The following is a 26,673-nucleotide window of genomic DNA, read 5'->3' on the forward strand; positions in this document are numbered from 1 at the left end:
GACGTCTGCCCGTTGTCATGCGCGCTGATGGCGCGCAGCTGAAAGGTCGACGTTCACATGAACACTGCTTCGCTCCCCCGCGCCTGTACTGCGCTGGTGCTTTTGCTCGCGTCCCTGCTTGCCTGTGCCCACAGCCACGCCGCCACCATGTTCGCCGTGGTCACGGAGCGCGCCGCGCCGGGCGCGATCGAAGCCGCGCACCGCCACCTGGCCAGCCACCCGCGCGACCGGATTCAGTTGCGCACGCCGGCCCAGCTGATGGCCGCCAGTGAACGCGAGGTGGGCCAGTGGATCGCGAGCGCCGACACGGTGCTGGCGGTGTCGCTGTTTGGCGATCCGGCGCGCCGCATGAAGGATGCGCTGGCGCGCCACGCGAAGCCAGGCACCGCGGTGCTGGCGTTCAATGGCGAAGCAAGCCTGAACCTGATGACGCGCGCCGCGCACGGCAGCCTGGCCGGCTTCGCCCCCGAGCTGCTGCGCGAACTGGCAGCCGAAGCACCGGCGCCCGCCGCGCTGCAGGCGGCAGAGGCGAATCCCGCCGCCCGCCACTGGCTCGCGGCGCGGCGCGTCTGGCAAGCGGGCGGCGTGGGCAACACCACGGCCCTCATCGCCCACCTGCTGCATCCATCGACAGCGCTCGGCCCTCCGCTGCCCGAGCCGACCCTGCGCCTGCGCGTCGGCCAGAACGAGCTGCAGGATGCCGCCGCCTGGGGCAACGCCGCCAAGCTGGGTCTGAAGGACCGTCCGACCGTCGTCGTGCTCGACCTGGCGAACATGGATGGCATGGTGCCGGCCGCGCTGTGCCGCCGCATCGAAGAACAAGGGCAGGCCTGCGTCCAGCTGCTCACGCGCTGGGGCGGCGCTTCGCGCGAAGCGCTGGTGCGCCTGCCCGAGCTGATCGCGCCGGCGAAGCCCGCGGCGCTGGTGGTGCTGCAGGACTTCGTCGTCGGCGCCGCCGAAGGCCGCGAAGTCGTCAGCGAAGCCTTCAAACGCCTCGATATCCCCGTGTTCAAGGCGATCCGCCTGTCGGACCGCACCGCGATCGGGTGGCAGCTCTCGCCCGATGGCCTGCCGCCGGATTCGGTCCAGTACCGCGTCGCGCTGCCCGAACTGCAGGGCATCGGCCAGCCGATGGTGGTGGCGGCGCTGGGCCAGTCGCAACGCGACCGCCTGACCGGCATCGAGAACCGCCCGCCGGTGCTGCTGCCAGCCGAAGTCGATCGCTTGACGGCGCGCGTGAGCCGCTGGCTGGCGCTGCGTGCCAAGCGCAATGCCGACAAGCGCGTCGCGATGGTCTATTACAACCACCCGCCGGGCCGCCAGAACATCGGGGCCGACAACCTGAACGTGCCGGCGTCGCTGTTCGACATGCTGCATGCGCTCAAGGCGGCCGGCTACACGGTCGGCGATCTGCCGGCCACGCCCGAAGCGCTGCTCGACATGATCATGGCGCACGGCGTGAACCTGCCCGAAGACCGCGCCGCGCTGCGCGAAATGAGCGCCACCGTCAACAGCGTCAGCGCCCCCGACTACGCGCGCTGGTTCGCGACTTTGCCACCGCGCGTGCAGGGAGAGATGATGGACGGCATGCTGGGCCGCCTGCATGCCGACGTGCTGGTCGCCGAAGCACAGGGCGAGCGCGCGCCGGGCCGCAAGCAGGCCGAGACAATCATCAAGGAATTGCTGCACCTGGTCGAGGGTGTCGACCATCCGCAGCGCGTGCAGGCCACGCGCGACCTGCATGCGCTCGAAGACGGGTATCGCGCCTGCCTCGACGACAGCAAACCCAGTCCGTGCAAGGCGCTCGCGCCGCTGTACCGGCGCCTGATCGGTTACGGCATCGAAGGCATGCGCGGCTGGGGCCCGGCGCCGGGCAAGGTGATGGTCGACAGCGGCAAGCTGCTGGTGCCGGGCCTCACGTTCGGCAATGTGTTCATCGGCCCGCAGCCGCCGCGCGGCTGGGAAGTCGATGAAGAACTGCTGCATGCAAATACCAGCATCACGCCGCCGCACCAGTACCTGGCCTTCTACCATTGGATCCGCGACCGCTTCAAAGCCGACGCCGTCGTGCACGTGGGGCGCCACTCGACGTTTGAATTTTTGCCCGGTAAAGCAGTGGGCCTGTCGAGCGACGATTATCCCAGCCTGATCGCAGGCGACCTGCCGGGCATCTACCCGTACATCGTCGACGGCGTGGGCGAGGGCACGCAGGCCAAGCGCCGCGGCCTGGCGATCATCGTCGACCACCTGACGCCACCGCTGGCGACGACACCGCTGTACGACGAGCTGCTGTCGCTGCGCCAGATCGTCGAGAGTTTCGAAGCCGCGTCGTCCGAGTCGCTCAAGACGCAGGCCGCGCAACTGATGCGCGAGCGCGTCGTGGCGCTGAACCTGCGCGCCGAACTCGAAGCGTCGATGTCCGACGTGCTCGAAGTGCGGGGCATCGGCTTCGATGCTGCCGACGACGATTTGCTGGCGCACGAGGTCGGCCACTACCTGACCAAGCTGCAGGAGAAGTTCATGCCGTTCGGCCTGCACGTGTTCGGCCGGCCGTGGGACCAGAAGTCGCTTGACCTGATGCTCGATTCGATGGCCAAGAGCGGCATCGACGACCCATCCATCGCCGGCAAGCTGCGCGACTCGCCGCGACGCGAGATGGCAGGCCTGCTCGCGGGCCTGGATGGCCGCTACATCGAGCCGGGCAAGGGCAACGATCCGCTGCGCTCACCCGAGGCGCTGCCGACCGGCCGCAACTTCCACGCGGTCGATGGCGACATCCTGCCCACGCGCCTGGGTTTCGGGCTGGCGCAAAAGATGGCGGCCAAGGCGATGGCGCGCAGCAAGGGCGACGCCGCGCGGGAGCAGGGCAGTGAAGGCATCATCCTGTGGGCCTCGGACGCCGTGCGCGACGAAGGCGTGATGGTCGGCTTTGCACTGGCCATGATGGGCGCCGAGCCGGTCTGGAACGCGCGCGGCATCGTCACCGATGTGCGCCTGGTGCCGGGTGCCGTGCGGCGCGATGCGCTGGTGACCACGTCCGGGCTGTTCCGCGACCTGTATCCCAATCTGATCCGCCTGATCGACCGCGCTGGCCGGCTGGCACTGGCGGCGTCCGCCGAGACGCTGGCGCGGCAAGACCCGGCCCTGCGCGAGGCGCTGCAAGCTGCGTTGGCGCCGCTTCAGGGCGCCGCCTGGGGTAGTGAAGCCGTGCAGGACAACCGGGTCGCGCGCGAATGGCTGGTGCGCCAGCGCGCGCTGGTTGCGGGCGGTGCATCGACCATTGAAGCGGGGCAGGGCGCCGCGCTGCGCGTGTTCGGCGATGCGCCAGGCGCGTACGGCACGGGCGTGAACCGCCTGACCGAACGCTCGGGCGCCTGGCGTGAGCGCGAGGAGATCGGCCGCGCCTACCGCAACCGCATGGGCCACGCGTACGGCCTGGACGCCGACGGCGACGCGCAGCACCGCGCCTTCGACGTGGCGCTGGACGGCATCCACCGCACCTACCATGGCCGCGCCAGCAATCTGTATGGCCTGCTCGACAACAACGACGCCTTCGATTATCTGGGCGGCTTGTCGCTGGCCGTCGAGACGCGCACCGGCCGCGTGCCGGACGCGCTGATCCTGCAGCACGGGCAGCCGGGCCAGGCCGACGTCGAGCCGCTGGCCACCGCGCTGCTGGGCGAGTTGCGCGGACGCTTCCTGAACCCTGCGTGGCTGCGTCCATTGATGGACAACGGCTACTCGGGCGCACGCACGATGGGCCAGGAATTCATCGAGAACCTGTGGGGCTGGCAGGTCACGCGCCCGGACCTCGTGAAGAACTGGGCCTGGGATGAAGTCAAGGCCGTCTACTTCGACGATGCGCACAAGCTCGGCCTGCCGGCATTCCTGGGCCAGCGCCATAACGCGCACGTCAAGGCGCACATGCTGGCCGTGTTCATGGTGGCTGCCGAAAGAGGCTTCTGGAAGACCGACCCGGAAACGATCCGCACGATGGGCGGCGAGCTGGCGCGCCTGGTGGCTGCCAATGGCTTGCCGGGCAGCGGCCACACGTCGCCCGATCACCCGATGTGGGGCTGGCTGGCGCCGCAACTCGATCGGGGCGACGCGCAGCAGCTTGGCGTGACGCTGGCGAAGGCACGCGGCGAGATGCTGCCGGCGCTTGCCGTCCCGGCGCCGGCCGGCGCGCCGGCAGCGGCGGCATCACCGGCCGCGGCGCCACCACGCGCCGACGCGCAGCAGGGGCAGGCGCCTTCCGCGCCCGCACCGGCGGCCCCGCCAGCGATGCGCGTGTATGAACTCAACCAACAACCCGAACCCGCGCCGCTCCCTGGCCTGCGCATCGTGCAGGTCCTGGTCATCCTGGCCGCCTGCTTCGCCCTGTTTGCGCTCGGCCTGTGGCGCGGCCGCAGCATCCCCCAACCTGTAAGGAGTACTCCATGATCGATCACTTGTCCTATGCCTGGTTGCACGACGCCGTCAGCTGGCTGCTCACGCCTTCGCTGGTGGCGCTGCTGGCCGGCTGCGCCATTGCGCTGGTCGAATCGGGCATCGCCGTCGGCGAGCGCTTCCACGGCCTGGCCCGACTGCGCGCATCCGGTAACGTCGGGCACGTGCAGAAGCTGGCCCGTCACCGTCTGGAGCGCGCCGACCTGCTGGCGCGCATCCCGCCGATGCTGGGTTTGATGGCCACGATCATTCCGCTCGGGCCTGGCCTGGCCGCGCTGGGTGAAGGCGATCCGGCCAAGCTGGCCAGCGCCGTGACGGTTGCCTTCGATGCGACCGTGCTGGGCCTCGTTGCCGGCATTGCCGGCCTGGTGATCGGCAAGCTGCGCCGCCGCTGGTACGAAGAAACGCTGGACGCGATGGAGCCGCTGGCATGAGCGCCCCTGCACGTGGCCGTCTGCGCCTGTACCGCCATCTCGACGCGCGCTTCGACCAGAGCGACGAAGACCCGCGCGCGAGCCTGGTCAATCTGGTCGACGTGATGCTGGTTTTTGCCTGCGGCCTGATCGCGGCGATCGCCGGCTCGCAAGGCGCCATCAAACCGCCGCAACCGGTCGAGAAAGGCCGCCAGATCGAGCGCCCCGCGAGCGGCGTGACGCAAGACGGCAGCGGTTACGACCGCGTCGGCGAAGTCTTTCGCGATCCCAAGACCGGCAAGCTGGTGCTGATCGAGCCTACGGCAACCCCGGCAAAAAAGTAACGCAGATGACGAAAACGACCTTGTTGCGCGCGCTGCATGCCGAACGGACGGTCCACTGGCGCTACTGATCGGGATTGCGATGGCTTCGATGAAGCGCCAGCTGCACCTGTGGCATCGCTGGCTCGGGATCGGTATCGGCCTGCTGGTGCTGCTGTGGTTTGGCGCGGGCATCGTCATGATGCATGTCCCGTATCCCGAGCTGACGGAAGCGGAGCGTCGGACCTGGCTTGCGCCGCTCGATCCGGCGCGGGTCCAGGTGAGCGCGGATGCGGCGTGGCGCGAGACGGCATTGAAGGGCATGCCCGATGCGGTGCGCCTGAACACGGTGGCGGGCCGGCCGGCCTGGCATTTCGGCCATGACGGCACCTGGAACTCGGTGTGGGCCGACAACGGCGCAGCGCTCGTGGTCGACGAGCAGGTAGCGTCGAGCAGTGCGCGCAGCGCGGCGCCGGATGCGCGCGCGCTGTCGTTCGAAGCGATCGACGTGGACCAGTGGACATTCGGCGCGGTGCGCGTGCACCAGCCACTGCTGCGCGTCACAGCTGACGATGATGCCGGCAGCGTAGTGTATGTCTCGAGCCGCACCGGCGAACTGGTGCGCGACACGATACGCAGCGAGCGCGCCTGGAACTGGGTCGGCGCCGTCGTCCACTGGATCTACGTCACGCCGCTGCGCAAGCAGAACGAAGCATGGCGCCTGGCCGTGATGTCGACGTCCGGCGTGGCGCTGCTGCTGGGCGTGACCGGCATGGTGCTGGGCGTCCAGCGGCTGCGCATGCAGCGCCGTTATGCGGGCGGGCGCATGTCGCCGTACAAAGGCTGGCAGGGCTGGCATTGCTGGCTGGGCCTGAGCGGCGGTGCGCTCGTCATCACTTGGCTGTTCAGCGGCTGGCTGTCGGTGGGCCCGTTCGGTTTTCCGTCCGACCCCGGCGCGACCGCGCAGGATTGCCTTGCAATCGCGGGTGGTGCGCTGGCCAGCGATGACCTGGCAATCGATGCGGCTGCATTGCTGCGGGCGCATCCCGGCACGCTCGAACTGGAATGGCGCCGCGTGGACGGCACGCTGTACCTGAGCGCCCTGGGTCGCACCGTGCGCACGCTGCTGCGCGCGCAGGATGGCACCGTGTCCAGCGTGCTGCCGCAAGCGCTGCTGCTGCGCAGCGCGCAGGCCATTCGGCCCGGCGTGGCGATGACGACGATGCTGAGCGACGCTGACGCCCCAATGTGCGTTGTTGCGTCGCCAAGCGAGGTTGGTTTGAACGCGTGGGCGGCGTAGCCGTCCACCCTACGCGGACGTACTTTCCATGTAGGGTGGATGGCTATGCCATCCACGCGTCCAACGGTCGTTACTGCACCACGAAGCGATTTCGGTTTGCACGCCCGATCAGCGCTTCTGCCCCAACCCGGTCGCACTCCAGTAAATCCCGCCCAGCAGATGATTCAGATACTGCGGATCGCGGTACATCTCCCCGTTGTGCCCCAGCGTGGTGACGAACACGCGCCCCTGTTCGTGCCGGTGGTGCCAGGCGATCGGGTGGTCCTTGCCCATGCCCTTGACCGTTTGCCCCGGCCAGATCTTCGTCGTGTCGTAGCTCGACTCGTCCACGCTCAGCACCGTGTCGATCTTCACCTGATACGGATTGGTCGTGACGTAGAACTCGTCGCTCCAGATCCAGCGTGCAGGCAGGCCGAAGGTGGCGGGGAAGTTCTGGTCAACGACCGTCACCACGCCCGTCTGCAGCTTCGGGTGCGGGCCGACCGAGCGGCCCACCATCTTTTCGTACCAGACCCAGTCGTTCGGCGGCGTGATCGCGGCGCGGTGCACGACGATCGCGTTGCCCCCGCCGCGCATGTACGCCTCGAACTTCGCGCGCTGCGCCGCGTTCAGCTCTTCGCCCGGCGTGTTCAGGAACATCACGGCCGCGTACTGCGTCAGGTCGCCCTCGAACATCTGCGGCTTGTTGGTATAGGTGAGTTCGAACGCGTGCAGCTTGGCCATGCGTTCCAGGCTGTCCCGCGCAATCGGGATGTACTCGTAGTGGTATTTGCCGGGCATGGCCAGCACCAGCAGCTTGAACTGGTCCTCGGCCATGCCGTCCGCTGCCGCTGCCAGCAGCAGCGCTGCGCCCAGCGCCCTGGTGATGCGTCTCATAGTGGTGTCCTCAGTTGATCTGCGTTGCGTACAGCGCGTGGTGGGTCAGGATGAACAGCGTGCGCTTGTTCGCGCCGCCAAACAGCAGTTGCAGCGGACGCTCCGGCACGTCGATGCGCCCCTTTTGCTTGCCGTCCTTGCCGTAGATGAAGACCTGGCCATTGGCCACGTACACGTCGCCATTTGGCGCGACTGCCGCGCCTTCGCCGCCGCGATTGGCCACGAGCTTGAGGTCAGTGATCCCGCCGCCGGCGCCCACCACGCCGCTGAAGGTGCGGTTTTCCGAGCCGTTGGTAAACACCACGCGGCCGCCCACCGGGGCCGTGACGAAACCGTGGGTCTGCAGCGAATCGGCCCAGCGCCAGCCCAGGTGATCCGCCGCACCCTGGCGCAGCACGCGGTAGGCCGGCAGCGCCAGGCTGCCGTCGAGCGAGACGTATTGGTTCGCTTTCGGGAGCGCCACGTCGCGCGCGAACATCTCGGCCAGCGTCGTGAATTCGTAGGTATCGGGATTGAGCTGGTCCTTGAATTCGCCGTTCTGCCAGAAGTTGACGGGCACCGCGATGCGGCTACGATTCGACGCAATGCTGTGCGCGGCCACCGGCGTCGGCTGGATCATCGTCATGTCCAGGCCGGGCTTGCGCGGATCGAACGCGTACACGCTCGCCTGCGGGCCGTACGACGACAGCACCATCAGGTTGCCGCTGTTGTCGATCGTCAGGTTGACCGGATCGAGCGGCGCATCGCGTACCACGACCAGGCCCTCGTCCTTCGTCCAGCTGAAGATGCGTTTCCAGTGACGGTCGACGAAGTACAGCTTGCCCTGCGCATCGACAGCGCCGCCGGCGATCGAATAGAAGCCGCTTTCAAGCTTGGCGACCTTGCCGAGCGGCGCAGGCGCCTTGCGCTGCGCGCCGCTGTAGTCGAACACGGCGAACTCGCGTTCGCGCACATCGAGCTTGTTGGTCACGTCGCGGATCGCGTTCTCGTAGGCGAACTTGCTGGCGCGCAGATAGGTGGCGCAGCCGGCGTCGTCGCAGCTGGCAAAGCCGCTCTCGCCGTTCACGTGCACGTTGCGAAAGCGAATGTCGCTGGAATTGGTGATCAGGATCGCGGCCGGCATCGGCTTGTACGAACGCGTCACGCGGTAGCCGTGGTAGTTGGCAAACAGGATGTTCTTCGAGTTGCGGATCTCGACCGACACCGCGTCGGCGCCGTCGCGCACTTCTTCCTCGGTCTGCGGCGCCAAAAATTCCCAGTTCTGCACGTTATCCAGCACGATCTCGGCGCGGATGTGGTGCTCGGCCGAGAGCTCGTAGACCTTGCCGGGCGTCGTCGTATTGGTGACGTAGAAGCCGGCCTGCGCATAGCCGCTGGGCGACCAGATGCCCGAGAACGTGCCGCCGCCGCCGTCGGTCACCCACACGCTCGGATACTGGCGGTCCCAGTGCGCTGTGGTGTCGAATTTGGCGTCCTTCTTGTACGGGTCGGCGCGGCTGCCATCGTACAGGCGCGTGCCGTGGCCGCCCTGGATGCGCACGTCGTCCACCAGCGATTGTTCGCCCGCGCGCCACAGCAGCGCCACGGCGCGGTTGTTGACTTCACCGGTGGCCAGGCCCAGGCCCGAAACGATGCCATCGCCGCCACGTGCGCTTTCCAGGAGCGCCTTCGGGCTGCCGATGCCCTGGTACTGCGGCGAGCCATTCGGAATCACGAGTTGCGTCAGGCCCGGATGCAGCGCGATGAGCACCGTGTCCGGCTTCATGCGGATCGTGTCGTTGACGACGTAAAAGCCCAGCGGCAGGTACACCGTGCGCTTGCTGTCGATGGCTTTCTGGAGCGCCGCCGTATCGTCGGTGCTGCCGTCGCCCTTCGCGCCGAAGTCCAGGACATTGGCCCAGTCATTTGATGCCGGCAGGGCGCGCAGTGCGCGTGCTGGCGTCGCACTGGCCGGCAGCGCCGCCGTCTTGTAGTTGGTCGAGAACTGGCCCGGCTCGCCCATCTGCCTGATGAACAGGCCGTAGTTGAATTCCTTCACCAGGTAGTCGCGGCCCTTGCCGGCCAGCGTCTTGCCGCTGTCGCGAAAGCGCACGAACGTCGGCACGTTGCGCGCGCTGGCGTTTTCCATGCCGACCTGCGTGTACACATTGTTCTCGTTGCTGACGACCAGCGCAGCGCGGCTGACGTTCTCGAAGCGCACGTCCTTGCCCCACAACCAGTCGCCGTAACCGCGGTTGATCTCCACGCCCACCGGCGTATTGCGGATGTCGACATTGACCAGCGTGAGGCTCGCCTCATGCTCGCGGATCGCGGCATCGCGCTGGCCATCGAAGGTCGAATCGAGCAGCGTGAATTGCCAGGCGGGCGAGGTCTTCTCGCTCAGGATGCCGTAGCGGCCACCGTGAAAGCGCAGGTTGTAGGCCACGTTGCCCACCTGGTAGACGCCTGCCAGGCCCGAGCCGATATGGAAATCGATGTGGCTCAGGTTCGAGTGCTGCGCCGTGTGCATGCGCACGGCGGCGGCGGCCGGGTTGCCATCCTTGATCTCGAAGTCGACGTTCGACAGCGCCGAATAGAAGGTCGATGAATTGGCATTGCGCACCGCCTTGCCGTCTTCAGCACTGAACGGCACGGCGCTTGGCACCGGCATCGGCACCTTGCCCACGCTGTACTGGTCGCCGCCGGTGAAGATCACCATGTTGGCGACACCCTTCTGGAAGCCGGGCGTGTTCTCAGCCAGCACGAACACGGGGCGCGTCGGCCCCACGCCATACACGCGCACCGCCAGCGGAATCAGGATCGAGCGCGTGACGCGATAGCGTCCGGACGGCAGGAATACGACGCCGCCCTGGCCCCCGTTGGCCGCGCTGTTGATGGCCGCCTGCAGCGCGGCGCTGTCGTCGGTGACGCCGTCGCCGGTGGCGCGCACGACGATCGCGCGCGGGTCGACCGGCATGGCGGGGTAGGCAGAGAGGGAAGCAGCGCCAGCGGAGACACTGGCGGCCAGCAGCAGCAAGAAGGCCAGTGCACGGGGAAGATCGAACAGCCTTGTCATCATGGTGGTTTCCTTGAAACGGATCACAGCGATAAGAGTTGGGACAGCAGCAGGACGAACAGCAGGCCGAAGACACCGACGAGCGTTTCCATCAGCGTCCAGGAGCGGAACGTGTCCTGCAGCGACAGGCCAAAATATTCCTTGAACATCCAGAAGCCGGAGTCGTTGACGTGGCTGCACATCAGGCTTCCGGCGCCGATGGCCAGCACCATCAGGTTCGGGTCGACGCCCGAACTCTGCACGAGCGGGGCGACGATGCCGCCGGCCGTCACGCCGGCCACGGTGGCAGAACCAAGACAGATGCGGATCACGGTCGCCACCAGCCAGCCCAGCACCAGCGGCGACACTGGCAAGCCCGAGAGCAGCGCGCCAAGATCGGCGCTCACGCCCGATTCGACCAGTACCTGCTTGAGCGCGCCGGCACCGGCGATGATCAGGAGGATCGGCGCGATCTCGCGCATCGCTTCGGCCGGGCCCTGCATCACGGTGACAAACGAGCGGCCCTGCGCCAGGCCGAGCGAGACGATCGCCACCGCGTACGACACGAGCATCACGACCAGCGGATTGGCAAAGAACGCCAGCACACCATGGAGATCAGGCCGCGCCATCGTCAGCAGCGTCGTCGCGCCCAGCAGCAGTACCGGCAGCAGCGCGGTGGCGAAGCTGTTGAACGCGCCGGGCAACTGCGCAATCGGCGCCTGCTGGCTTTCCTGGAAGATGGCGGCCGGCTTGGCCTGGATGCGCGTGAGCGTCATGGCGAACACGGGCCCGGCGATGATCAACGTCGGCACCGCTACCAGGATCCCGTACAGCAGCGTGGTGCCCATGTCGGCGTGGATCGCGGCCACCAGCGCCACCGGTGACGGGTGCGGCGGCAGGAAGCCGTGCGCGATCGACAGGCCCGCCAGCAGCGGGATCGCCAGCGCCACGGCCGGACGCCCCGAGCTGTAGACGAGCGAGAAGATCAGCGGCACCAGCAGCACGAAGCCGACGTTGTAGTACAGCGGGATGCCGACCACGAAGCCGGTGATCGTCAGCGCGATCGGCAGGCGGCGCGGCCCCAACGCATCGACCAGGCAGGTGGCGATGCGGCGCGCCGCGCCGCTGTCGGCGATCAGTTTGCCGAACACCGCGCCCAGGCAGATGATCACCACCAGGGAGCCGAGCAGGTCGCCGATGCCTTTTTCGATGGCGCCGGGGATGCGCGCCAGCGGCACCCCCAGCAGCAGCGCCGCCAGCAGCGACGCTGCCACGAAGGCCAGCAGCGGCTGGACCTTGCCCCACGCGATCAAGAGCGTGAGCAGGCCCACCGCCAGCAATACCGAGACGATATCGAGCATGCCGCCGGCCGGTCAGAAGCCGTAGCGCAGGCCGGCCCGGTACGTGCGACCGACCACGTCGTACAGCGCCGGGTTGATGCCGTAGCTGGCATTGGTCTGCGGCGCCGGTTCCGGGTCCTTGTCGGCCAGGTTGTCGATCTTGAAGTACAGCTGCAACTGCTTGGAGACGTTGTAGCTGCCGCCCAGGTCGAAGTAGGTCGCGCCCTTCATCCGGTTGTTGTAGATGGTCGGGTGGATCAGCGTCGATACCGGGCAGCCGGTCTGGCACTCGATGAAGTCGTTGCGGTAAGTGCCATCGCTGACCCAGCGCTCGGTCAGCGTCAGACTGAGCTTGTCGTGCTCCCAGCTTTGCTGCGCCAGCACCTTCCACTTCGGCGTGTTGCCCATGTTCGAGCCGGCCGCATCCACCGGGATCGTGCCGACCACGCCCGTATCGGTGATGAAGTGCAGGTTGCGCGTGCCCAGCGCGCGGAACGTGAAGCGTCCCGGCAGGTTCAGGCGCTCGAGTCCCGTGCGGTACGAGGTCTCGATATCGAAGCCCTTCGTGTGCAGCGAAGCCAGGTTGAAGTTCTGCACCGTGACGTAGTTGTTGCCCGGGTTGTTGAGCACCATTGCAGCGCAGATTTCCTGGTTGCCGGCCACGCACAGGTCGACTTCCTGCTGGATCGTCAGCGCCGCGATCACGCCCTTGACCTTGATGTCGAAGTAATCGAGCGACACCGAGAAGCCGGGCGCCCACGTTGGCTGGCTCAGGACGATGCCGAACGAGTTGTTGCGGGCGATCTCGGGCCGCAGCGCCGTGTTGCCGACGGTGCGCTCCTGCACGCTGATCGTGTTGCCCTGGTATTGCACGACGTTGTTGACCACGACCGGCGCGGCATACAGCTCGCTCAGGTTCGGTGCGCGCACGTCTTTCGACGTCACGCCGCGCAGGCGCAGGCCGTCGACCGGGGTTTGCCAGGTGGCGCCCATCTTCCAGCTGCCCACGCTGCCGGCGGTGCTGTACTTGGTTTCGCGGTCGGCCAGGTTCAGGTTCGCTTCGCCCCAGGTGGCCGATTTCAGCAGCGGGATGTTCAGCTCCACGTAGGCTTCACGCACGTTGTAGCTGCCGTCGCCATTGTGGAAGTTACCGGCGTACCAGTTGTTGCCGACCGTGGTGTCGAGCAGCGGGTCGACCGGATACATGGCGTTGTTCGGCGAGGCGGGCGTGACGCCGTTGCCGTAGGCGTCGCCGCGCACGCGGTACTTCTCGCGGCGGTATTCGGCGCCCGTGGCCACCGAGACCGGACCGGCCCAGCCTTCGAACAATTCGCCATTGATGTTGAAGCTGCCGACATCCTGGCTTTGCGTGGTGCGCTGGCGCGGGCCGTTCTCGGGCGCGATGTAGGCCCAGGCGGCCGGATCGACCGGGTTGTTGCCGATGATATTGAGCGGCACGCAGCCCGACGCGGCGGCCACCGGATTGCGGCAGACGATCTGTCCGTTCGGCGCCCGCACGGCGTCGATCGCGGCGTTGTAGCGGCGGTTGATCGTCATGTTGTTGGCGTCGAGATTGGTCTTGTTCTCGCCATGCGTGATGTAGGCGTCATACCCCCACGACTTGCCGAACAGGTCGAACCGGCCTTCGGCGCCGATGACGAAGCGGCGCTGGGTGCGGGTCGGCTGCACGTCGATGTTTTCGGGGAAGATCGCGTTCGCGGTGCCGTACTGGAAGCTGGTGATGTTGTTCTGCGCGCAGGCGGCCAGGATCGACGCCGGCAGGAACGGGTTCGCGCACTGGATGGTCAGGTTGGCGTTCTTGGCCGCGCCCGGGTTGGGCGAGAAGCGCGAGGCGACCTGGCCGTAGTTGGCGGTGAAGTAGACCTGGTTGTTCGCATCGAGGTCGTACGAGACGCGGGTGTAGGCCACCTGACGCTTGAAGTTCATGGCCAGGTTGGAGCCCGAGCCCACGCTGCCGCTCAAGTCGCCGCCGATGCAGAACGGATTGACGCAGCCGGTGACGGCGCCCGTGCCGGTCGGCCGGCCGTTGGAGCCATACTGGAACTGGTACGGCACGCCGCCGTCGCCGAACGCGGTGCCCTGGAGCGGGCCGTTCGTGATCAGGCCGTATTTCGAATACTGGTACTGCTGCGCGTTCGAGATCACGCGGTATTGCGGCAGGCCGTCGCCGGTCTGGTTCAGGGGCCGCACCGAATAGGCCGGGTTCTGGTACCAGGTGCGGCCGTTCGGGCCCATGCCGCCGATGCCGGGCGATTCGATCCCGTTTTCTTTGGTGAATTCGCCGCTGGCCGTTACGTGCAGGCGGTTGTCGAGGAAGGCCCGGCCCCAGGCTGCCTGCACCGTGGCGCCCCGGTCGTCGTCGTACTTGGTCTGGCCAAGCTGGACATTCGACTTGAAGCCGGTGAAGGTTTTATCGGTGACGAAGTTGACCACGCCGCCCACGGCGTCCGAGCCGTACGACGCCGAGGCGCCGCCGGTGACGACGTCGACGCGCTTGACCAGCAGTTGCGGGAACTGGCTGACGTCGGTGACGCCCGTGACGTTGGCGCCGACGACGCGCTGGCCGTCGAGCAGCGTCAGGGTCCGGATCGTGCCCAGGCCGCGCAGGCTCAGGGAGCTCAGGCCCTGGATGCCGCTGCTGGTGCTGTTGGTGCTGGTCGTGCGGCCCGTGCTGCCCTGCAGCGCCGGCAGTTCGGTCAGCGTGTTGAACAGGTTCGGCTTGGCCGCCTTTTCGAGGTCGGCGGCGCTCAGGCTGGTGGTGGGCGTCGGCTGCGAGAAGCCGCGCGCGGCGATGCGCGAGCCCGAGATGCGCACCACGGACGTGGAGGCCGGTTCTGCCGCTGCCGCTGTCGCTGGGCCAGCCAGGCTGGCGTCCAGCGCGGTGGCCTCGGGTGTGGTGTCGCTGGCAGCCTCGGTTTGCGCCTGCTGGGCGTGGGCGGCGGCGCCGACCATCCAGCAGGCGCTGGCAACGGCCAGGCTGATGAGAGTGCGTTGAACGGGTGTGCGCATGATGGTTGTCTCCTCGATGCTCGTTGGATGAAAGCGCGCCGCCTCTATGGGTGGGTGGCTGCGCCTGCTGGCAAATCGGTAAGGGCTGCGCTTGAGGTCAGGCGCTGGCCGTGATGCGTTCGATCAGCGCCTGCGGCGCCAGTGTGATGTCGAGGGTCAGGCCGGCTTCGTCGGGCTGCAGCGGCTCGAGGATGCGCAGCTGGCTCTCGAGCAGCGACGGCGGCATATAGTGACCGGGGCGGCTTGTCATGCGCGTGGCAATCAGCTCGCGCGGGCCGGCCAGGTGGACGAAGCGCAGGGCAGGATCAGCGTCACGCAGCAGGTCGCGGTAGCGCCGCTTCAACGACGAGCAGGACAGCACCAGGCCATGGCCCTGTGCACGCGCGGCGCGGATTTCGCCGGCCAGGCTGGCCAGCCAGCCGGCGCGGTCATCGTCGTCGAGCGGGATGCCAGCACTCATCTTGCTGACGTTGGCGGGCGGATGATAGGCATCGCCTTCCAGGAACGGGACGCCGTCGTGGGCAGCCAGCATGGCCCCCACCGTGCTTTTGCCCGATCCACTGACACCCATGACAACCCAGCGCAGGGCCGGGGATGTGCTGCTTGCCGACATCGTATCTCCTCAATTCGTTAGCGCTAACATCGCGCTTTTTTTCAGTGTTGTCGAGCTTATGAAATTTGTAAACCAGATATCGATGTTGCAACGCAATGCAATCTTGCGGGTTAGTGCAGGTGTCTTGCCGGAAATTTTGGGGTGACCCGGGGCGGCTGACTCGACGCGTGGGCGCGTGACTTGATAGCGCTATCATTGCTGCGATGCGCCAACGTCATGACAGGAGTGTTGTATTTACTCTACGGGAGAGGCAAGCCGGGGCGCGTATCGGCCCCGGCCCGTGACTTATTCTTCGTCGACGATCGAGTAGACGTCGCCGGCGGTGGCGCCGGCATCGGGCCGGCGGGCCCGCAGGTCGCGGTAGACGGCGGCGCGCATGATCATCATCGACACCACCGGTGCCGTGAGCAGGATGAACAGCGTGATGATCACTTCATGCACGACGGGCCGCGATTGCGCGACCGTGAAGTACAGCATGGAGGCCAGCAGCAGGCTGCCGGCGCCGATCGTGACCGTGATGGCCGGGCCGTGAATGCGCTGGTAGAAGGTGCGCAGGCGCAGCAGGCCCAGCGCGCCGATCAGCACGATGCTCGCGCCCACGATCAGCAGCAGCGAGACGACGAGGGCGGCCCAGTCGGGCAAGTGTTCGATGCCATTCATTCGATGATCTCCCCGCGCATCAGGAACTTGGCGATCGCGATGGTCGAGACAAAGCCGACCAGCACGATGAGCATCGCCACCTCAAAATAGATTTGCGTGCCGAAGCGGATACCCAGCACCAGCGCGAGCAGCATGCCGCACATCCACAGGGTATCGAGCGCCAGCACGCGGTCGTGGGCCGAGGGCCCGATCAGCAGGCGTATGGCGCACAGCAGCATTGCCGCCATGGCGCACACGAGGGCGTAGCCGATCGACAGTTCAAGCAGGGTCGCCATGGGGGCCTTTCTTCTCGAAGATTTCAATCAGGGGTTGCTCGTAGCGGGTCTGGATGGTGTCGACCCACCAGGCTGCATCGTGCAGGTCAAACACGTGCAGGACCAGCTCATGGGTGTCGGGCTGGATCTCGGTCCATACCGTGCCCGGCGTCATATTGATCAGGCAGGACAGCGCGGCCAGGCCGTACTCGTCGCGCATCGTCAGCGGCACGCGGATGAACTCCGATTTGAGATTGGCGTAATCGGCAAACAGGATCACGCGGCTGACGTTGAAGCATGAGCGCACGACCTCGACCGACGCGAAGCCGAGCAGGCGCAGCGCCACGACGGGTGCGCGCATGCGCGGGTAGCCGAGCGGGTTGAGGTGCCGCGTCAGGATTGGCGCGGCGATGCCGAGCAGGGCGCCGAGCAGGACGTGGCCCGGGTAGAACGTCTGGTTCAGCAGCAGCCACAGGCCGCACAGCAGGAGCGAGACGACGGGGTGGGGGAGCCAGCGCTTCATGGCGCCTCCGGTGTCAGGTTGATGGTGGGGGCGGGCGATGAGGCCGGCCCGGGCAGGCTCGGCTCGGACAGCACGCGGCCGATATAGGTTGCCGGGCGATGGATCGCGTCGCTGGCGCGCGCCAGGTAGCCAAACAGCGCATTGGCCTGGATCGTCATCCCGATCGCCAGTCCCAGCAAGAAGATAATCGGCATCACTTCGGTGCGGTGCAGCTTGGGCGGCACCAGCACGCCGCTGGCCCAGAAGGTGCGCACACCGAAGCGCATCATCGAGATCACGGCGATCAGGCCCGACAGCACGATCAGCGCGATCAGCACCCAGCCGGCGGTCGGGATCGTCGTCGGCCCCGTCATCACGCCGTTTGCGGCCGTGGCCACGACCTGCGGATGGAGCACCGCATGGAACATGCCGAACTTGGCGATGAAGCCCGGCAGCGGTGGCAGCCCGGCGATCATCAGCGCGCATGCGGCAAAGGCCAGCGACAGGAACGCCATCACGGCCGGCACGCCGCGCCCGACCGGTTCGACCGGTGCGTCTTCGACCGCGTAGGCTTCCATGGTCAGCGCCAACATCGCCGAGCGCGGCGTGCGGATGCGGTCGATCAGCTCGATCAACAGCAGGAACGCGGCCACCGCCAGCGTCGAGCCGATCAGGTAGTAGATGCCGGCCGTGACCAGGTTCGGCTGGCCATAGCCGATCACCGCCAGCAGCGTGCCGGACGAGATGATTGCGGCGTAACCCGCCATGCGTCCGGCCGTATCGGTCGAGAGCATGCCGGCGGCGCCGAACACGATGGTGGCCATGCCGCCATACAGCAGCGCGTCCTGGCCGAAGCCAGCGGCGGCGCCGGCGTCGTCCGAGAAGATCAGCAGCCACAGGCGCAGCACGACATACGCGCCGACCTTGGTCATCAGCACCAGCATGGCCGCGACCGGCGGCGATGCGGCGGCGTAGGTGGTCGGCAGCCAGAAGCCCAGCGGCCACATCGCGCTCTTGGTCAGGAAGGTCAGCGCCATCATCGTCGCGCCGATCTTGAACAGCGCCAGGTCGTCGCCCGCCAGCAGCGGCACGCGGCCGGCCACGTCGGCCATGTTCAGCGTGCCCGTGGTCGCGTAGATCAGGGCCAGGCCGAGCAGGAACAGCAGCGCGGCGGCCAGGTTGATCGCGATGTACTGCATGCTGGCGCGGATGCGCTCGGCGTTATACCCGTGCAGCACCAGGCCGTACGAGGCGGCCAGCATCACTTCGAAGAACACGAATAGGTTGAACAGGTCGTGCGTCAGGAACGCGCCGTTGATGCCCATTAGCAGGAACTGGAACAGCGTGTGGAAGTGCACGCCGATCCGGCCCCAGCGCTGCTTGGTGAAGTGCAGCGAGGCCAGGCCCAGCAGGGCGGTGAGCAGCAGCATGATGCTGCTCAGGCGATCGGCCAGCAGCGCGATGCCGAACGGCGCACTCCAGTTGCCGGCGAGGTAGATGCCCATGCCGTCTTGCCAGGCGCCGCCGTCAGTGAAGTGAACCAGCGCCAGCGCGTTGGCCACGAGGCCGAGGATCGAGGCGTAGCTGAGCCAGAACTTCAGGCGGTGCCAGCCCTGCGTGAGCGGGGCCAGCGCGGCGCCGACCAGCAGCGGCAGTATTACCGGCACCAGGATCAGGTGCTGTGTCCAGTGCAGACTCATAAATCGGGCTCCTGGCCGTCAACGTGGTCGGTGCCGGTCAGGCCGCGCGAACCGATCATCACCACCAGGTACAGCGCGGTGGTGGCAAAGCCGATCACGATCGCGGTCAGCACCAGCGCCTGTGGCAGCGGGTCGGCCAGGATCGCCGGGTTAGGCAGCGTGCCGGCCGGGGTAAGCGGCGGCGCATCGATCCACAGGCGGCCCATCGCGAAGATGAACAGGTTGACGGCGTACGACATCAGCATCAGGCCGCACAGCACCTGGAAGCTGCGCGGACGCAGGACAAGCCAGATGCCGGAGGCGAACACGATGCCGATGGCAAGCGAAAGAACAAGCTCCATCAGAGGATCTCCTTGGCAGGTGGAATGGTGACGCGCGTGGCGTCGGCGGCCAGGCGGTGGCTGCGCAGCGACTGGTGGGCCAGCGCGACGAGCGTGAGCATGGTCGACCCGACGACCACCAGGAACACGCCCAGGTCGAACATGAACGCGCTCGGCGCGTGCAGTTCGCCCAGCACGGGCAGGTCGAGGTGGGCCGTGTGGCTGGTCAGGAACGGGTAGCCGAGGAACCAGGCGCCGATGCCGGTGAAGCAGGCGCAGAACAGGCCCCACGAAATCCAGCGGTGCGGGCGCAGGCGCAGGTGCGATTCAACCCAGTCGGTGCCGGCGACCATGTACTGCACGATCAGCGCGGTGGCAAAGATCAGGCCGGCGACGAAGCCCCCGCCAGGCAGGTTGTGGCCACGCATGAAGAAGTAGGCCGCCATCACGCCCATCACCGGCAGCAGCAGGCGCAGGTAGACGGCCGGGATCATCAGGTAGCCGTGGCGCGCCTGCGCGGCCGGCGCCTGGTCCTTGGTCGGATCGACGTCGCTGGCCTGCTGGACGGGAATCGCGATCGATTCGGTGGCAGGGCGGAAGCGGCGCAGCAGTGCATACACGGTCAGCGCCACGGCCGACAGCACGGTCACTTCGCCCAGCGTATCGAAACCGCGGAAGTCGACCAGCAGCACGTTGACGACGTTCGAGCCGCCGCCTTCGGTCAGGGCGCGCAGCACGAAGAATTCGCCAATGGACGGCGGCGGGGAGCGCATCAGCACCGCGTAGCTGGCAGCGGCGATGCCCAGGCCGCCGCCGACGGCGATCAGGCTGTCGCGCGAGCGCCGGAACCACGTGCTTGGCGGCGCCTTCGTCAGTTTGAGGACCTTCGGCACCAGACGCGGCGGCAGCCAGCGCAGGCCGAGCAGGATCAGCACCGTGGTCACCGTTTCGACCATCAGCTGGGTCAGCGCCAGGTCGGGCGCCGACAGCCAGACGAAGGTGATCGCGGTGACGATGCCAGTGCCGCCGACCATGCTCAGGGCCGCCAGGCGGTGGTACTTGGCCTTGTAGGCCGCGCCGGCAGCGCAGGCGGCGCCGATCAGCCACAGCACGGCAAACAGCGGCTCGATATTCAGCAGGTTCACCGGTGGCAGGCTGAACCACGGATCGACCAGCAGCAGCGGCACCACGATCATGAACGACATCAGCACCAGCAGTTGCGGCTGCAGGCGCCGGGTGCCGGTCAGGCGGATGATCCAGGTCGCGCCCAGCGACAGCGCCAGCATCGTGCTCTCGTAGGCTTGCGCGCCTTTCAGGCGGTGCAGCACCGGCACCCGCGTGCGTTCGCGCAGATCGTGACGGCGCAGCAGCACCCAGTACAGCAGGGCGCCCAGCACCAGCGCCGCGCCGCTCATCCCGAGGGCCAGATTGAAGCCGTGCCAGATCGCCAGGTCGTAGGCCGGCATGGCCGCGCCCAGCACAGAGCTCGAGGCCACAGCCAGGATGTCGCCCACCACGCGCTCAGGCATCACGCCCACGGCGATGCACAGCACCACCAGGCATTCGACCGGGAAGCGCATCCAGCGTACCGGCTCGTGCGGTTCCTGCGGCAGGTCCTTGGCCAGCTGGCCGAAGAACACGCTGATGAAGCGCAGCGAATACGCCACGCTGAAGATGCCCATCGCCACCGCCGCATACGACATCTTCCAGTCTTCGGTGCCGCCCACGTGGGCGGTTTCGGCAAAGAACATCTCTTTCGACAGGAAGCCGTTTAGCAGTGGTACACCGGCCATCGAGGCCGACGCGACGATCGCCAGCGCGGCAGTGACGGGCATCGCACGGCGCAGCCCGCGCAGCACGCGCATGTCGCGGGTGCCCGTCTCGTGATCGATGATGCCGACAGCCATGAACAGCGAGGCCTTGAAGATCGCGTGGTTCATGACGTGGAAGATCGCCGCCACCACCGACAGCGGCGAGCCGATGCCCAGCAACACCGTGATCAGGCCCAGGTGGCTGATGGTCGAATAGGCGAGCAATCCTTTCATGTCGTTCTGGAAGATCGCGAAGAACGAGCCCAGCAGCAGCGTGATGACGCCGGCCCCGCCGATCAGCCAGGTCCATTCGGGCGTGCCGCCCAGCGCCGGCCACAGGCGGATCAGCAGGAATACGCCGGCCTTGACCATCGTGGCCGAGTGCAGATAGGCCGACACCGGCGTCGGCGCGGCCATCGCGTGCGGTAGCCAGAAGTGGAACGGGAACTGCGCGCTCTTGGTCAGCGCGCCCAGCGCCACCAGGATCAGGGCCGGCAGGTACAGCGAATGGGCGCGGATCTGGTCGCCGGCCGCGAGCACCGCATCGAGCTCGTAGCTGCCGACGATGTGGCCCAGGATCAGCACGCCGGTAAGCAGGCACAGGCCGCCGGCGGTGGTGACGGTGAACGCCATGCGCGCACCGCGGCGGGCATCGTTACTATCTTGCCAGTAGCCGATCAACAGGAAGGACGTGAGGCTGGTGAGTTCCCAGAACACCACCAGCTGGATCAGGTTGCCGGACAGGACCACGCCCATCATCGAACCCATGAACGCCAGCATGTAGGCATAGAAGCGCGCCACCGGATCCTGCTTGGACATGTAGTAGCGCGCGTACAGGATCACCAGGAGGCCAATGCCGAGCACCATGATCGAGAACAGCCAGGCCAGGCCGTCCATGCGCATGATGAAGTCCAGGCCGAACAGCGGCAGCCACTCATAGCGCTCCAATACCACCTGGCCGGCGCCGAGTTCGTCGAATTTGGAGATGGCGATGATGAGCGCCGCCAGGGTGAACACGCCGGCAACGGCGGCGGGCCGGTTGCGCGACCGGTTGGGCAGGCAGGCGGAAATGATGGCGCCCGCGAAGGGCAGAAGGACGAGGAGGATCAGTGGCAGTGAGGTCATCGACATCATCCTTCGGGGCAGTGCGACATGTAACGACGCGCGCACAGGCGCAGGACAGGTTGGTGCTGGTTCATGGTGTTCTCCGGCGCGCGCATCCGCAATGAATGCGCCGCGCCATGGGCGTGCATCGCAGGCGCCACGGGTACGTTGCGTACCGCCGTGGTCAGCAGCGAGGGTGATTGTTGGCTGGTTGGGTGCCAGATTGCATCCGGCAGCCTGGCAAAGCAGGCGTGCAGATGGTTGGCAATCAACGATCCGGGGGGCGTAGTTGGGCTAAGTTCTGGCATGCGCCGCCTCGTGAAATACTTCTCGGAATACGACACTCTACCGTAGTTGACGACCTGACTACAACGCGTTTCGTCGTTTATTTCGATTTTACTGCTTGTAACTTCGGGTGCAGCGCAACAAATTCGTGCATCAAGCCGTAATGTTCAGTACCGGTTCGGCGGCGTCATCGACGCCATATGTGGCGCGCACTTCGGCCGTCAGCGCGTCCTGTGGATCGGCTTCTTTTGCCGTCGCCGCCTTCGTCGCGGCAGCCGCTTCGGCTTGCTGGCGCAGCTTGGTATCGTAGGCAGCCTGCTCGTCGTCGCTGACGGTCTTGTCCGAATTGGTGTCGGCCTCGGCGACGTAGTCGTTGGTCGTGGCCGATGTGGTGGATGCGGCCAATGCTGCGGCGGCAGGCGGGGTGGCAACCGCTGCAGTTCCGGCGGCTGCTTCACTTTCGGTGGCCGTGCCGCTGTCAGTACTGGCCTCGTCCACTGCGCGCTGCACGCGCGACGCATCGGCCTGGGCGTTCAACTGGTCGCCCAGGCGCGCGCTGGCGGCCGATTCGGCGCTTTGGGTCGGCGCGGGAGTGTCGCCTTGATCGTCGGTCGTCGTGACCACGGTGGGAGTGGCAACCGTCTGGTCCGGATTGTTCCGGGCGGCCGGTGCATAGGTTGCCTGGGTTGGGGTGCTGCTGCTGATGCTGGAAACCATGATGTCTGTCCTGTAGCGAGTCGTCTCTTTTTAACGGTCGCTCACCTGGCATGCAACAGGGTGGCAAATGTAAAGCAGCGTAAAGCCGGCGTACAGGTCGTTATCCTGCCTCGATGCGGGGCTGGTAGGATGTCAGACTCGTCCCGCTCAATCCTGCATGGCCGATTCAACCAACCCTGTCCCCGCCATGATGACGTCTCCCTGTACCCGCACGCGGCGCCAACTGGTGCGGCCGCTATTGCTGGCGCTGGCGCCGGTCGTGCTGATCATGATCGCCACCGGCGTCGTGCGCTGGACCAGCCTTGGCATCGACCTGCCCACCCCGGTCTGGCTGTTCATCTGGAGCAAGCTGGTGATCGTGACCGTGGTGGTGTGGCGCTTTGCCTGGCAGTGGTACCGCCAGGAAGCCGCGCGCCGTTACGGCGAACCGGGCGCCAGGTAGTCCTTCAGCGCCGCAACCACCAGCGCATGGTCGTCCGGTCCCGGCAGCCCGGACACCGTCACCGTGCCGACGACGCCCTGGCCGCGCACGATCACGGGGAACGCGCCGCCGTGGGCGGCATAGTCGCGCATGTCCAGGCCCGGCAGCGCATCATGGTCGCCCCCGCCCTGGCGCACTTCGTTGTGGGTATAGAACGAGCTGTGGCCGGTGCGCCCCACCAGATTGTTTTTGCGGCGGATCCAGTCGGCGTGATCCGGTGACGCCCCCGGCATCGCCTGTTTGAACAGCACGGCGTCGCCGCGCGTGACCTGGATCGTCACCGTCTTGTGTTCGCGCTCGGCGCGCGCAACGAGCTGCGCGCCAACGGCGCGCGCGGTGGCATCGTCGAAGCGGTCAAATTGCAGTTGCTGTTCTTCGCGCAGCAGCGCGGCAAGCGAGACGGTGGCAGTGTCGTTCATGGCATGGGGCGTGAGCGCGGACAGCGCCGCGGTCACGTACACCAGCGGCGCGTTCCAGTTGATGGCGACCTCGTTGGCGGCGTAGCTGCATGCGTGGTCGAGATAGGACAGCGCCGGCAGCTTGCTCGGATACGGCGGGCAATCCTTGGCGTCCTGCTGGCCCGGATTGGGGCCGCCGGCCAGCCAGCCCGGCACCGGCGCAGCCACGCCATCGGCCATCGACGGCCGGTGGTGCGGATGCATGACCGGGCGCGCGCCAAAGCCCGTGACGAACGTGTAGCCGGTGGCATTGCGGCCCAATACATAGTCGAGACTCGACTGCGCCGCCTGCAGGTAGGCCGGCGTGCCGTTGATGCGATAGGCCTGCAGCAGCATCATGCCCTGGTTCAGAATCACCGCATTGCTGCCCCAGACGATGTCTTTTGATGCCAGCGGTACCCGGTAGCCGTCATCGGCATTTTTTGCGAGCTGACTGGCCAGCGCATCGATGCGGCGTTCGATCAGGGCGCGGTCGATGCCGGGCTTCAGGTGCTCGCGGTGGTGCGCCAGCGACATCCAGCCCAGCGCGGCCACATCGCCCCAGGCCGGCGTGCTCAGTGCAGCATCATGACGCATGAACGCCTGCGCATAGTTATCCTGCCCGGTCGCGATGAACAGTTCGGCCGCCGCCCACGCGAATTCGTCGGCCAGCTGGGCGTCGCCGTATTCGCCGGTGACGACATCTTTGGGGTTCTTGAAGACGACATTCGGGTGCGCCTCGGCCCAGCGCCACGCGGCCTGCGCCGCCGCCAGCATGCGCTGCGACAGGCCGGGCCACTTCGCGTCGTACGGGGCCAGCACACGGCTGGCGGTGGCCATCGTGGCGGCGAAATCGAGCGCCGCCGCCGTGCTCTTGGCCACCACGTAGCGCGGGGTAGTCGATGCCGCGTGCGGCATCACGATCCCGTCGAAGCGCAGGTTGGTGAGCTTGTGGTACACGCCGCCATCGGCCGGGTCCTGCATCGTCAGCAGCCAGTCGAGGTTCCACAGCGCCTCGTCGAGGATGTCGGGCACGCCGTTGCCGGATTCGGGAATGCCGATGTCGCGTTTAAAGTAGTCGGGGAAGTGCTCGAGCGCGGCCAGCAGCGTGTAGGTCGCGATGCCCGAGTTGACCACGTATTTGTTGTAGTCGCCGGCGTCGTACCAGCCCTTGGGACTGGCGATGACCGTGCCTTGCGGGCGCGCTTTTGATGCCGCCGACGCGTGCACGAGCACCTTGTCGTCCGGATGGCCGGCGGGTCGTGCCCATGCCCCGGCATGCTCCGGCGTGAGGACGAGCGCGCTGCGGTTGAAGTAGAACGCCTTCAGGGCCGCGTCGCCCAGCGCGCGGTAGCCATCCTGGGCGACCGTGAAAGGATCGGACAGCAGGCTGCCCACGCGGACGCGGTAGGCGCCGGCCTGCGTCAGCGCGCTGAAGTCGGCCACGCGCACGGTTTCGCCCGACGGCGCCCAGCGGCTCGCCGCGCCCAGCGCGCCATCCAGCACGACCTTGCCGTCAGCGTCGACGACCTCGAACCGGTTCGCACCAGGCGCCTGCGGGATGACGGCCAGCTTGTGCGATTGCGGCAGGAAGCCCACCGCATTGACCTTGATCTGTGCAGATCCGGCGCCGGCAGCAAGCGTCAGCAGCGCCGTGGCGAGAATGGTGCGCTTCATGCCGGCACCGTCTTGCCATCCGTGCCGACGCCCGCCGCCGGCGTGCTGCCGTCATCGTGATAGAACGGCGCGTACCAGGTGGCGACGAACGACGGGATCGTTGCGACCATCACTAGGCCGAAGTAGGCGACGTAACCCATCATCTCCTGCAGGTGGCCGCTGATGACGCCCGTGACCATGCCGCACAGGCCCATGAGGCCCGTGCCGAACGCGTAGTGGGTGGTCGTGTACTTGCCCGGTGCGAGCTGCTGCATCAGGTAGATCATGAAGCCGACCGCGCCGAAGCCGAAGAAGAACTTTTCGATGGCCACCCCCAGCGTGATCAGCACCAGGCTCGATGGCGTGTAGATGCTCATGACCAGGAAGGCGACGTTCGGGATGTTGATCGCGCAGCACAGCACGAACAGCGTCGACTTCAGGCCCCGCTTGGCGACATACAGGCCGCCCAGCAGCGAGCCGACCAGCACCGCTGCCAGGCCATAGGTACCGTAGATCAGGCCCAGCATTTCGTTGGACAGACCCAGGCCCCCTTTCGAGGCCGGATCGACCATGAAGAACGGGCCGATCTTTTCCAGCAGGCCGACGCTGAAGCGGAACAGGAACGCGAACGCGATCATGCGCCACACGCCGCGCTTCTGGAACAGCGTGACGAAGGCGTCGACCAGGATGCGGCCGGCGTCCTTCGCGCTCGATGGCGTATCGGCGGCGCGCGCGCCCTCAGGCATGAAGCGCCAGTGCCACAGCGCCATCAAGAGCGTCAGGCCGCCGACGAGCAGGAAGATGATGCGCCAGGCGTCGATCCAGTCCGGGCCGAACACGCCTGGATCATGGCCGAACACGTGGGTGTGCAGGTAGCCGCTCAGGTAGACCATGCCGCCGGCGGCGACGATCGGGCCGATATTCCACGACAGGCTCTGGATGCCGCAGTACAGCGACTGCGCGCGCGCGTCGAGCGACGTGACGTACACACCGTCGCTGGCGATGTCCTGCGTCGCGCCGATGAACGACAGCGCAAAGAAGATCGCCATCAGGAAGGTCATGTAGCCGGGCAGTTCCATCAGCAGCGCCACGCCGGCAAAGCCGGCGCCGATGGCGAGCTGCGAACACAGGACAAAGAACTTCTTGGTGCGGTACATCTCGACGAACGGCGCAAACAGCGGCTTGACCGTATAAGCCAGGATCAGGAGGCTCGAATACTGGGCCGCGCGGCCGTTGTCCATGCCCAGATTCTTGAACATGATGGCGGTGACGCTGGTGAGCATCACGTAGCCAAGCGCCATCGTGAAGTAGCCGGTCGGGACCCACAGCAGCGGTGATACGGTTTTGGCAGGGCGCATGATCGATCCCGTT

At 66.9% G+C, this 26,673-nt stretch carries 20 protein-coding genes; 5 read left to right on the plus strand and 15 right to left on the minus strand.

All coding sequences use genetic code 11. The annotated features are described in order from the left end of the window. Positions 1-57: 57 nt before the first annotated feature. The 4 genes from AC56LV_RS15280 to AC56LV_RS15295 all read left to right on the plus strand — a co-directional run bounded on the left by AC56LV_RS15280 (position 58) and on the right by AC56LV_RS15295 (position 6,482). A complete protein-coding gene (locus AC56LV_RS15280; protein WP_499558802.1) occupies positions 58-4,443 on the plus strand; it encodes a cobaltochelatase subunit CobN in 4,386 nt (1,461 codons plus the stop codon). Continuing rightward, positions 4,440-4,883 (plus strand): MotA/TolQ/ExbB proton channel family protein, encoded by a 444-nt coding sequence (locus tag AC56LV_RS15285; RefSeq protein ID WP_499558804.1) that lies wholly within the window; start codon positions 4,440-4,442, stop codon positions 4,881-4,883. The genes AC56LV_RS15280 and AC56LV_RS15285 overlap by 4 nt, the downstream gene beginning before the upstream one ends. After that, positions 4,880-5,206: a hypothetical protein gene (locus AC56LV_RS15290; RefSeq protein ID WP_499558806.1), complete on the plus strand. Its 327-nt coding sequence runs from the start codon at positions 4,880-4,882 to the stop codon at positions 5,204-5,206. The genes AC56LV_RS15285 and AC56LV_RS15290 overlap by 4 nt, the downstream gene beginning before the upstream one ends. 79 nt (positions 5,207-5,285) lie before the next feature. Next, positions 5,286-6,482, plus strand: a complete 1,197-nt coding sequence (locus AC56LV_RS15295; protein ID WP_499558807.1) for a PepSY domain-containing protein — start codon at positions 5,286-5,288, stop codon at positions 6,480-6,482. Between the two features lie 108 nt (positions 6,483-6,590). Here AC56LV_RS15295 and AC56LV_RS15300 read toward each other — a convergent pair whose 3' ends face one another. The 13 genes from AC56LV_RS15300 to AC56LV_RS15360 all read right to left on the minus strand — a co-directional run bounded on the left by AC56LV_RS15300 (position 6,591) and on the right by AC56LV_RS15360 (position 22,728). Beyond that, positions 6,591-7,358 carry a ThuA domain-containing protein gene (locus AC56LV_RS15300; RefSeq protein ID WP_499558809.1) on the minus strand — a complete coding sequence of 256 codons (768 nt, stop codon included), beginning with the start codon at positions 7,356-7,358 and terminating at the stop codon, positions 6,591-6,593. Between the two features lie 10 nt (positions 7,359-7,368). After that, a complete protein-coding gene (locus tag AC56LV_RS15305; RefSeq protein WP_499558811.1) occupies positions 7,369-10,416 on the minus strand; it encodes a glycosyl hydrolase family 28-related protein in 3,048 nt (1,015 codons plus the stop codon). A 20-nt stretch (positions 10,417-10,436) separates the two neighbouring features. Next, positions 10,437-11,753, minus strand: coding sequence for a gluconate:H+ symporter (locus AC56LV_RS15310; protein WP_499558813.1), 1,317 nt, complete (start codon positions 11,751-11,753; stop codon positions 10,437-10,439). 12 nt (positions 11,754-11,765) lie between these two features. Beyond that, positions 11,766-14,762 (minus strand): TonB-dependent receptor domain-containing protein, encoded by a 2,997-nt coding sequence (locus AC56LV_RS15315; protein ID WP_499558815.1) that lies wholly within the window; start codon positions 14,760-14,762, stop codon positions 11,766-11,768. 97 nt (positions 14,763-14,859) lie between these two features. Next, positions 14,860-15,375 carry a gluconokinase gene (locus AC56LV_RS15320; RefSeq protein ID WP_499558817.1) on the minus strand — a complete coding sequence of 172 codons (516 nt, stop codon included), beginning with the start codon at positions 15,373-15,375 and terminating at the stop codon, positions 14,860-14,862. A gap of 285 nt (positions 15,376-15,660) precedes the next feature. Then, entirely contained in the window at positions 15,661-16,035 is a 375-nt protein-coding gene (gene mnhG, locus AC56LV_RS15325) for a monovalent cation/H(+) antiporter subunit G (RefSeq protein ID WP_183555196.1), read from the minus strand. After that, the gene (locus tag AC56LV_RS15330) at positions 16,032-16,310 is read right to left on the minus strand and encodes a K+/H+ antiporter subunit F (RefSeq protein WP_183555197.1); all 279 of its coding nucleotides are present in this window, start codon (positions 16,308-16,310) and stop codon (positions 16,032-16,034) included. The genes mnhG and AC56LV_RS15330 overlap by 4 nt, the downstream gene beginning before the upstream one ends. After that, positions 16,294-16,812, minus strand: a complete 519-nt coding sequence (locus AC56LV_RS15335; RefSeq protein WP_183555198.1) for a Na+/H+ antiporter subunit E — start codon at positions 16,810-16,812, stop codon at positions 16,294-16,296. Before AC56LV_RS15335 ends, AC56LV_RS15330 begins: the two co-directional genes overlap by 17 nt. Beyond that, positions 16,809-18,491, minus strand: a complete 1,683-nt coding sequence (locus AC56LV_RS15340) for a monovalent cation/H+ antiporter subunit D (RefSeq protein WP_258838024.1) — start codon at positions 18,489-18,491, stop codon at positions 16,809-16,811. Before AC56LV_RS15340 ends, AC56LV_RS15335 begins: the two co-directional genes overlap by 4 nt. Further along, entirely contained in the window at positions 18,488-18,832 is a 345-nt protein-coding gene (locus AC56LV_RS15345) for a Na+/H+ antiporter subunit C (RefSeq protein ID WP_183555200.1), read from the minus strand. Before AC56LV_RS15345 ends, AC56LV_RS15340 begins: the two co-directional genes overlap by 4 nt. After that, on the minus strand, positions 18,832-21,747 hold the full coding sequence (locus AC56LV_RS15350) for a monovalent cation/H+ antiporter subunit A (RefSeq protein ID WP_499558819.1): 2,916 nt from the start codon (positions 21,745-21,747) through the stop codon (positions 18,832-18,834). The genes AC56LV_RS15345 and AC56LV_RS15350 overlap by 1 nt, the downstream gene beginning before the upstream one ends. 5 nt (positions 21,748-21,752) lie before the next feature. Then, the gene (locus tag AC56LV_RS15355) at positions 21,753-22,034 is read right to left on the minus strand and encodes a hypothetical protein (RefSeq protein WP_499558821.1); all 282 of its coding nucleotides are present in this window, start codon (positions 22,032-22,034) and stop codon (positions 21,753-21,755) included. Positions 22,035-22,164: 130 nt separating this feature from the next. Beyond that, entirely contained in the window at positions 22,165-22,728 is a 564-nt protein-coding gene (locus AC56LV_RS15360; protein ID WP_499558823.1) for a hypothetical protein, read from the minus strand. 157 nt (positions 22,729-22,885) lie between these two features. Here AC56LV_RS15360 and AC56LV_RS15365 point away from each other — a divergent pair, with 157 nt between their 5' ends. After that, positions 22,886-23,170, plus strand: coding sequence for a hypothetical protein (locus tag AC56LV_RS15365; protein WP_258838028.1), 285 nt, complete (start codon positions 22,886-22,888; stop codon positions 23,168-23,170). Here the strand turns inward: AC56LV_RS15365 and AC56LV_RS15370 are convergent. Together AC56LV_RS15370 and AC56LV_RS15375 are read right to left on the minus strand one after the other, a co-directional pair. Beyond that, complete coding sequence (locus tag AC56LV_RS15370; protein ID WP_499558825.1) at positions 23,146-25,323, minus strand: heme-degrading domain-containing protein; 2,178 nt, start codon at positions 25,321-25,323, stop codon at positions 23,146-23,148. The genes AC56LV_RS15365 and AC56LV_RS15370 overlap by 25 nt on opposite strands. Beyond that, positions 25,320-26,660, minus strand: a complete 1,341-nt coding sequence (locus tag AC56LV_RS15375) for an MFS transporter (protein ID WP_499558827.1) — start codon at positions 26,658-26,660, stop codon at positions 25,320-25,322. Before AC56LV_RS15375 ends, AC56LV_RS15370 begins: the two co-directional genes overlap by 4 nt. Positions 26,661-26,673 lie beyond the last annotated feature (13 nt).

It is taken from the genome of Telluria sp. RB2R28 (assembly GCF_059685835.1).

Bases quoted from the DNA above. Each gene is read 5' to 3' on its own strand.
- AC56LV_RS15330 (WP_183555197.1), bottom strand. From the start codon at position 16,310: ATGGCGACCCTGCTTGAACTGTCGATCGGCTACGCCCTCGTGTGCGCC.
- AC56LV_RS15310 (WP_499558813.1), bottom strand. From the start codon at position 11,753: ATGCTCGATATCGTCTCGGTATTGCTGGCGGTGGGCCTGCTCACGCTC.
- AC56LV_RS15370 (WP_499558825.1), bottom strand. From the start codon at position 25,323: ATGAAGCGCACCATTCTCGCCACGGCGCTGCTGACGCTTGCTGCCGGC.
- AC56LV_RS15305 (WP_499558811.1), bottom strand. From the start codon at position 10,416: ATGATGACAAGGCTGTTCGATCTTCCCCGTGCACTGGCCTTCTTGCTG.
- AC56LV_RS15280 (WP_499558802.1), top strand. From the start codon at position 58: ATGAACACTGCTTCGCTCCCCCGCGCCTGTACTGCGCTGGTGCTTTTG.
- AC56LV_RS15335 (WP_183555198.1), bottom strand. From the start codon at position 16,812: ATGAAGCGCTGGCTCCCCCACCCCGTCGTCTCGCTCCTGCTGTGCGGC.
- AC56LV_RS15365 (WP_258838028.1), top strand. From the start codon at position 22,886: ATGGCCGATTCAACCAACCCTGTCCCCGCCATGATGACGTCTCCCTGT.
- AC56LV_RS15355 (WP_499558821.1), bottom strand. From the start codon at position 22,034: ATGCCAGAACTTAGCCCAACTACGCCCCCCGGATCGTTGATTGCCAAC.
- AC56LV_RS15300 (WP_499558809.1), bottom strand. From the start codon at position 7,358: ATGAGACGCATCACCAGGGCGCTGGGCGCAGCGCTGCTGCTGGCAGCG.
- mnhG (WP_183555196.1), bottom strand. From the start codon at position 16,035: ATGAATGGCATCGAACACTTGCCCGACTGGGCCGCCCTCGTCGTCTCG.
- AC56LV_RS15315 (WP_499558815.1), bottom strand. From the start codon at position 14,762: ATGCGCACACCCGTTCAACGCACTCTCATCAGCCTGGCCGTTGCCAGC.
- AC56LV_RS15350 (WP_499558819.1), bottom strand. From the start codon at position 21,747: ATGACCTCACTGCCACTGATCCTCCTCGTCCTTCTGCCCTTCGCGGGC.
- AC56LV_RS15295 (WP_499558807.1), top strand. From the start codon at position 5,286: ATGGCTTCGATGAAGCGCCAGCTGCACCTGTGGCATCGCTGGCTCGGG.
- AC56LV_RS15360 (WP_499558823.1), bottom strand. From the start codon at position 22,728: ATGGTTTCCAGCATCAGCAGCAGCACCCCAACCCAGGCAACCTATGCA.
- AC56LV_RS15320 (WP_499558817.1), bottom strand. From the start codon at position 15,375: ATGTCGGCAAGCAGCACATCCCCGGCCCTGCGCTGGGTTGTCATGGGT.
- AC56LV_RS15285 (WP_499558804.1), top strand. From the start codon at position 4,440: ATGATCGATCACTTGTCCTATGCCTGGTTGCACGACGCCGTCAGCTGG.
- AC56LV_RS15290 (WP_499558806.1), top strand. From the start codon at position 4,880: ATGAGCGCCCCTGCACGTGGCCGTCTGCGCCTGTACCGCCATCTCGAC.
- AC56LV_RS15345 (WP_183555200.1), bottom strand. From the start codon at position 18,832: ATGGAGCTTGTTCTTTCGCTTGCCATCGGCATCGTGTTCGCCTCCGGC.
- AC56LV_RS15375 (WP_499558827.1), bottom strand. From the start codon at position 26,660: ATGCGCCCTGCCAAAACCGTATCACCGCTGCTGTGGGTCCCGACCGGC.
- AC56LV_RS15340 (WP_258838024.1), bottom strand. From the start codon at position 18,491: ATGAGTCTGCACTGGACACAGCACCTGATCCTGGTGCCGGTAATACTG.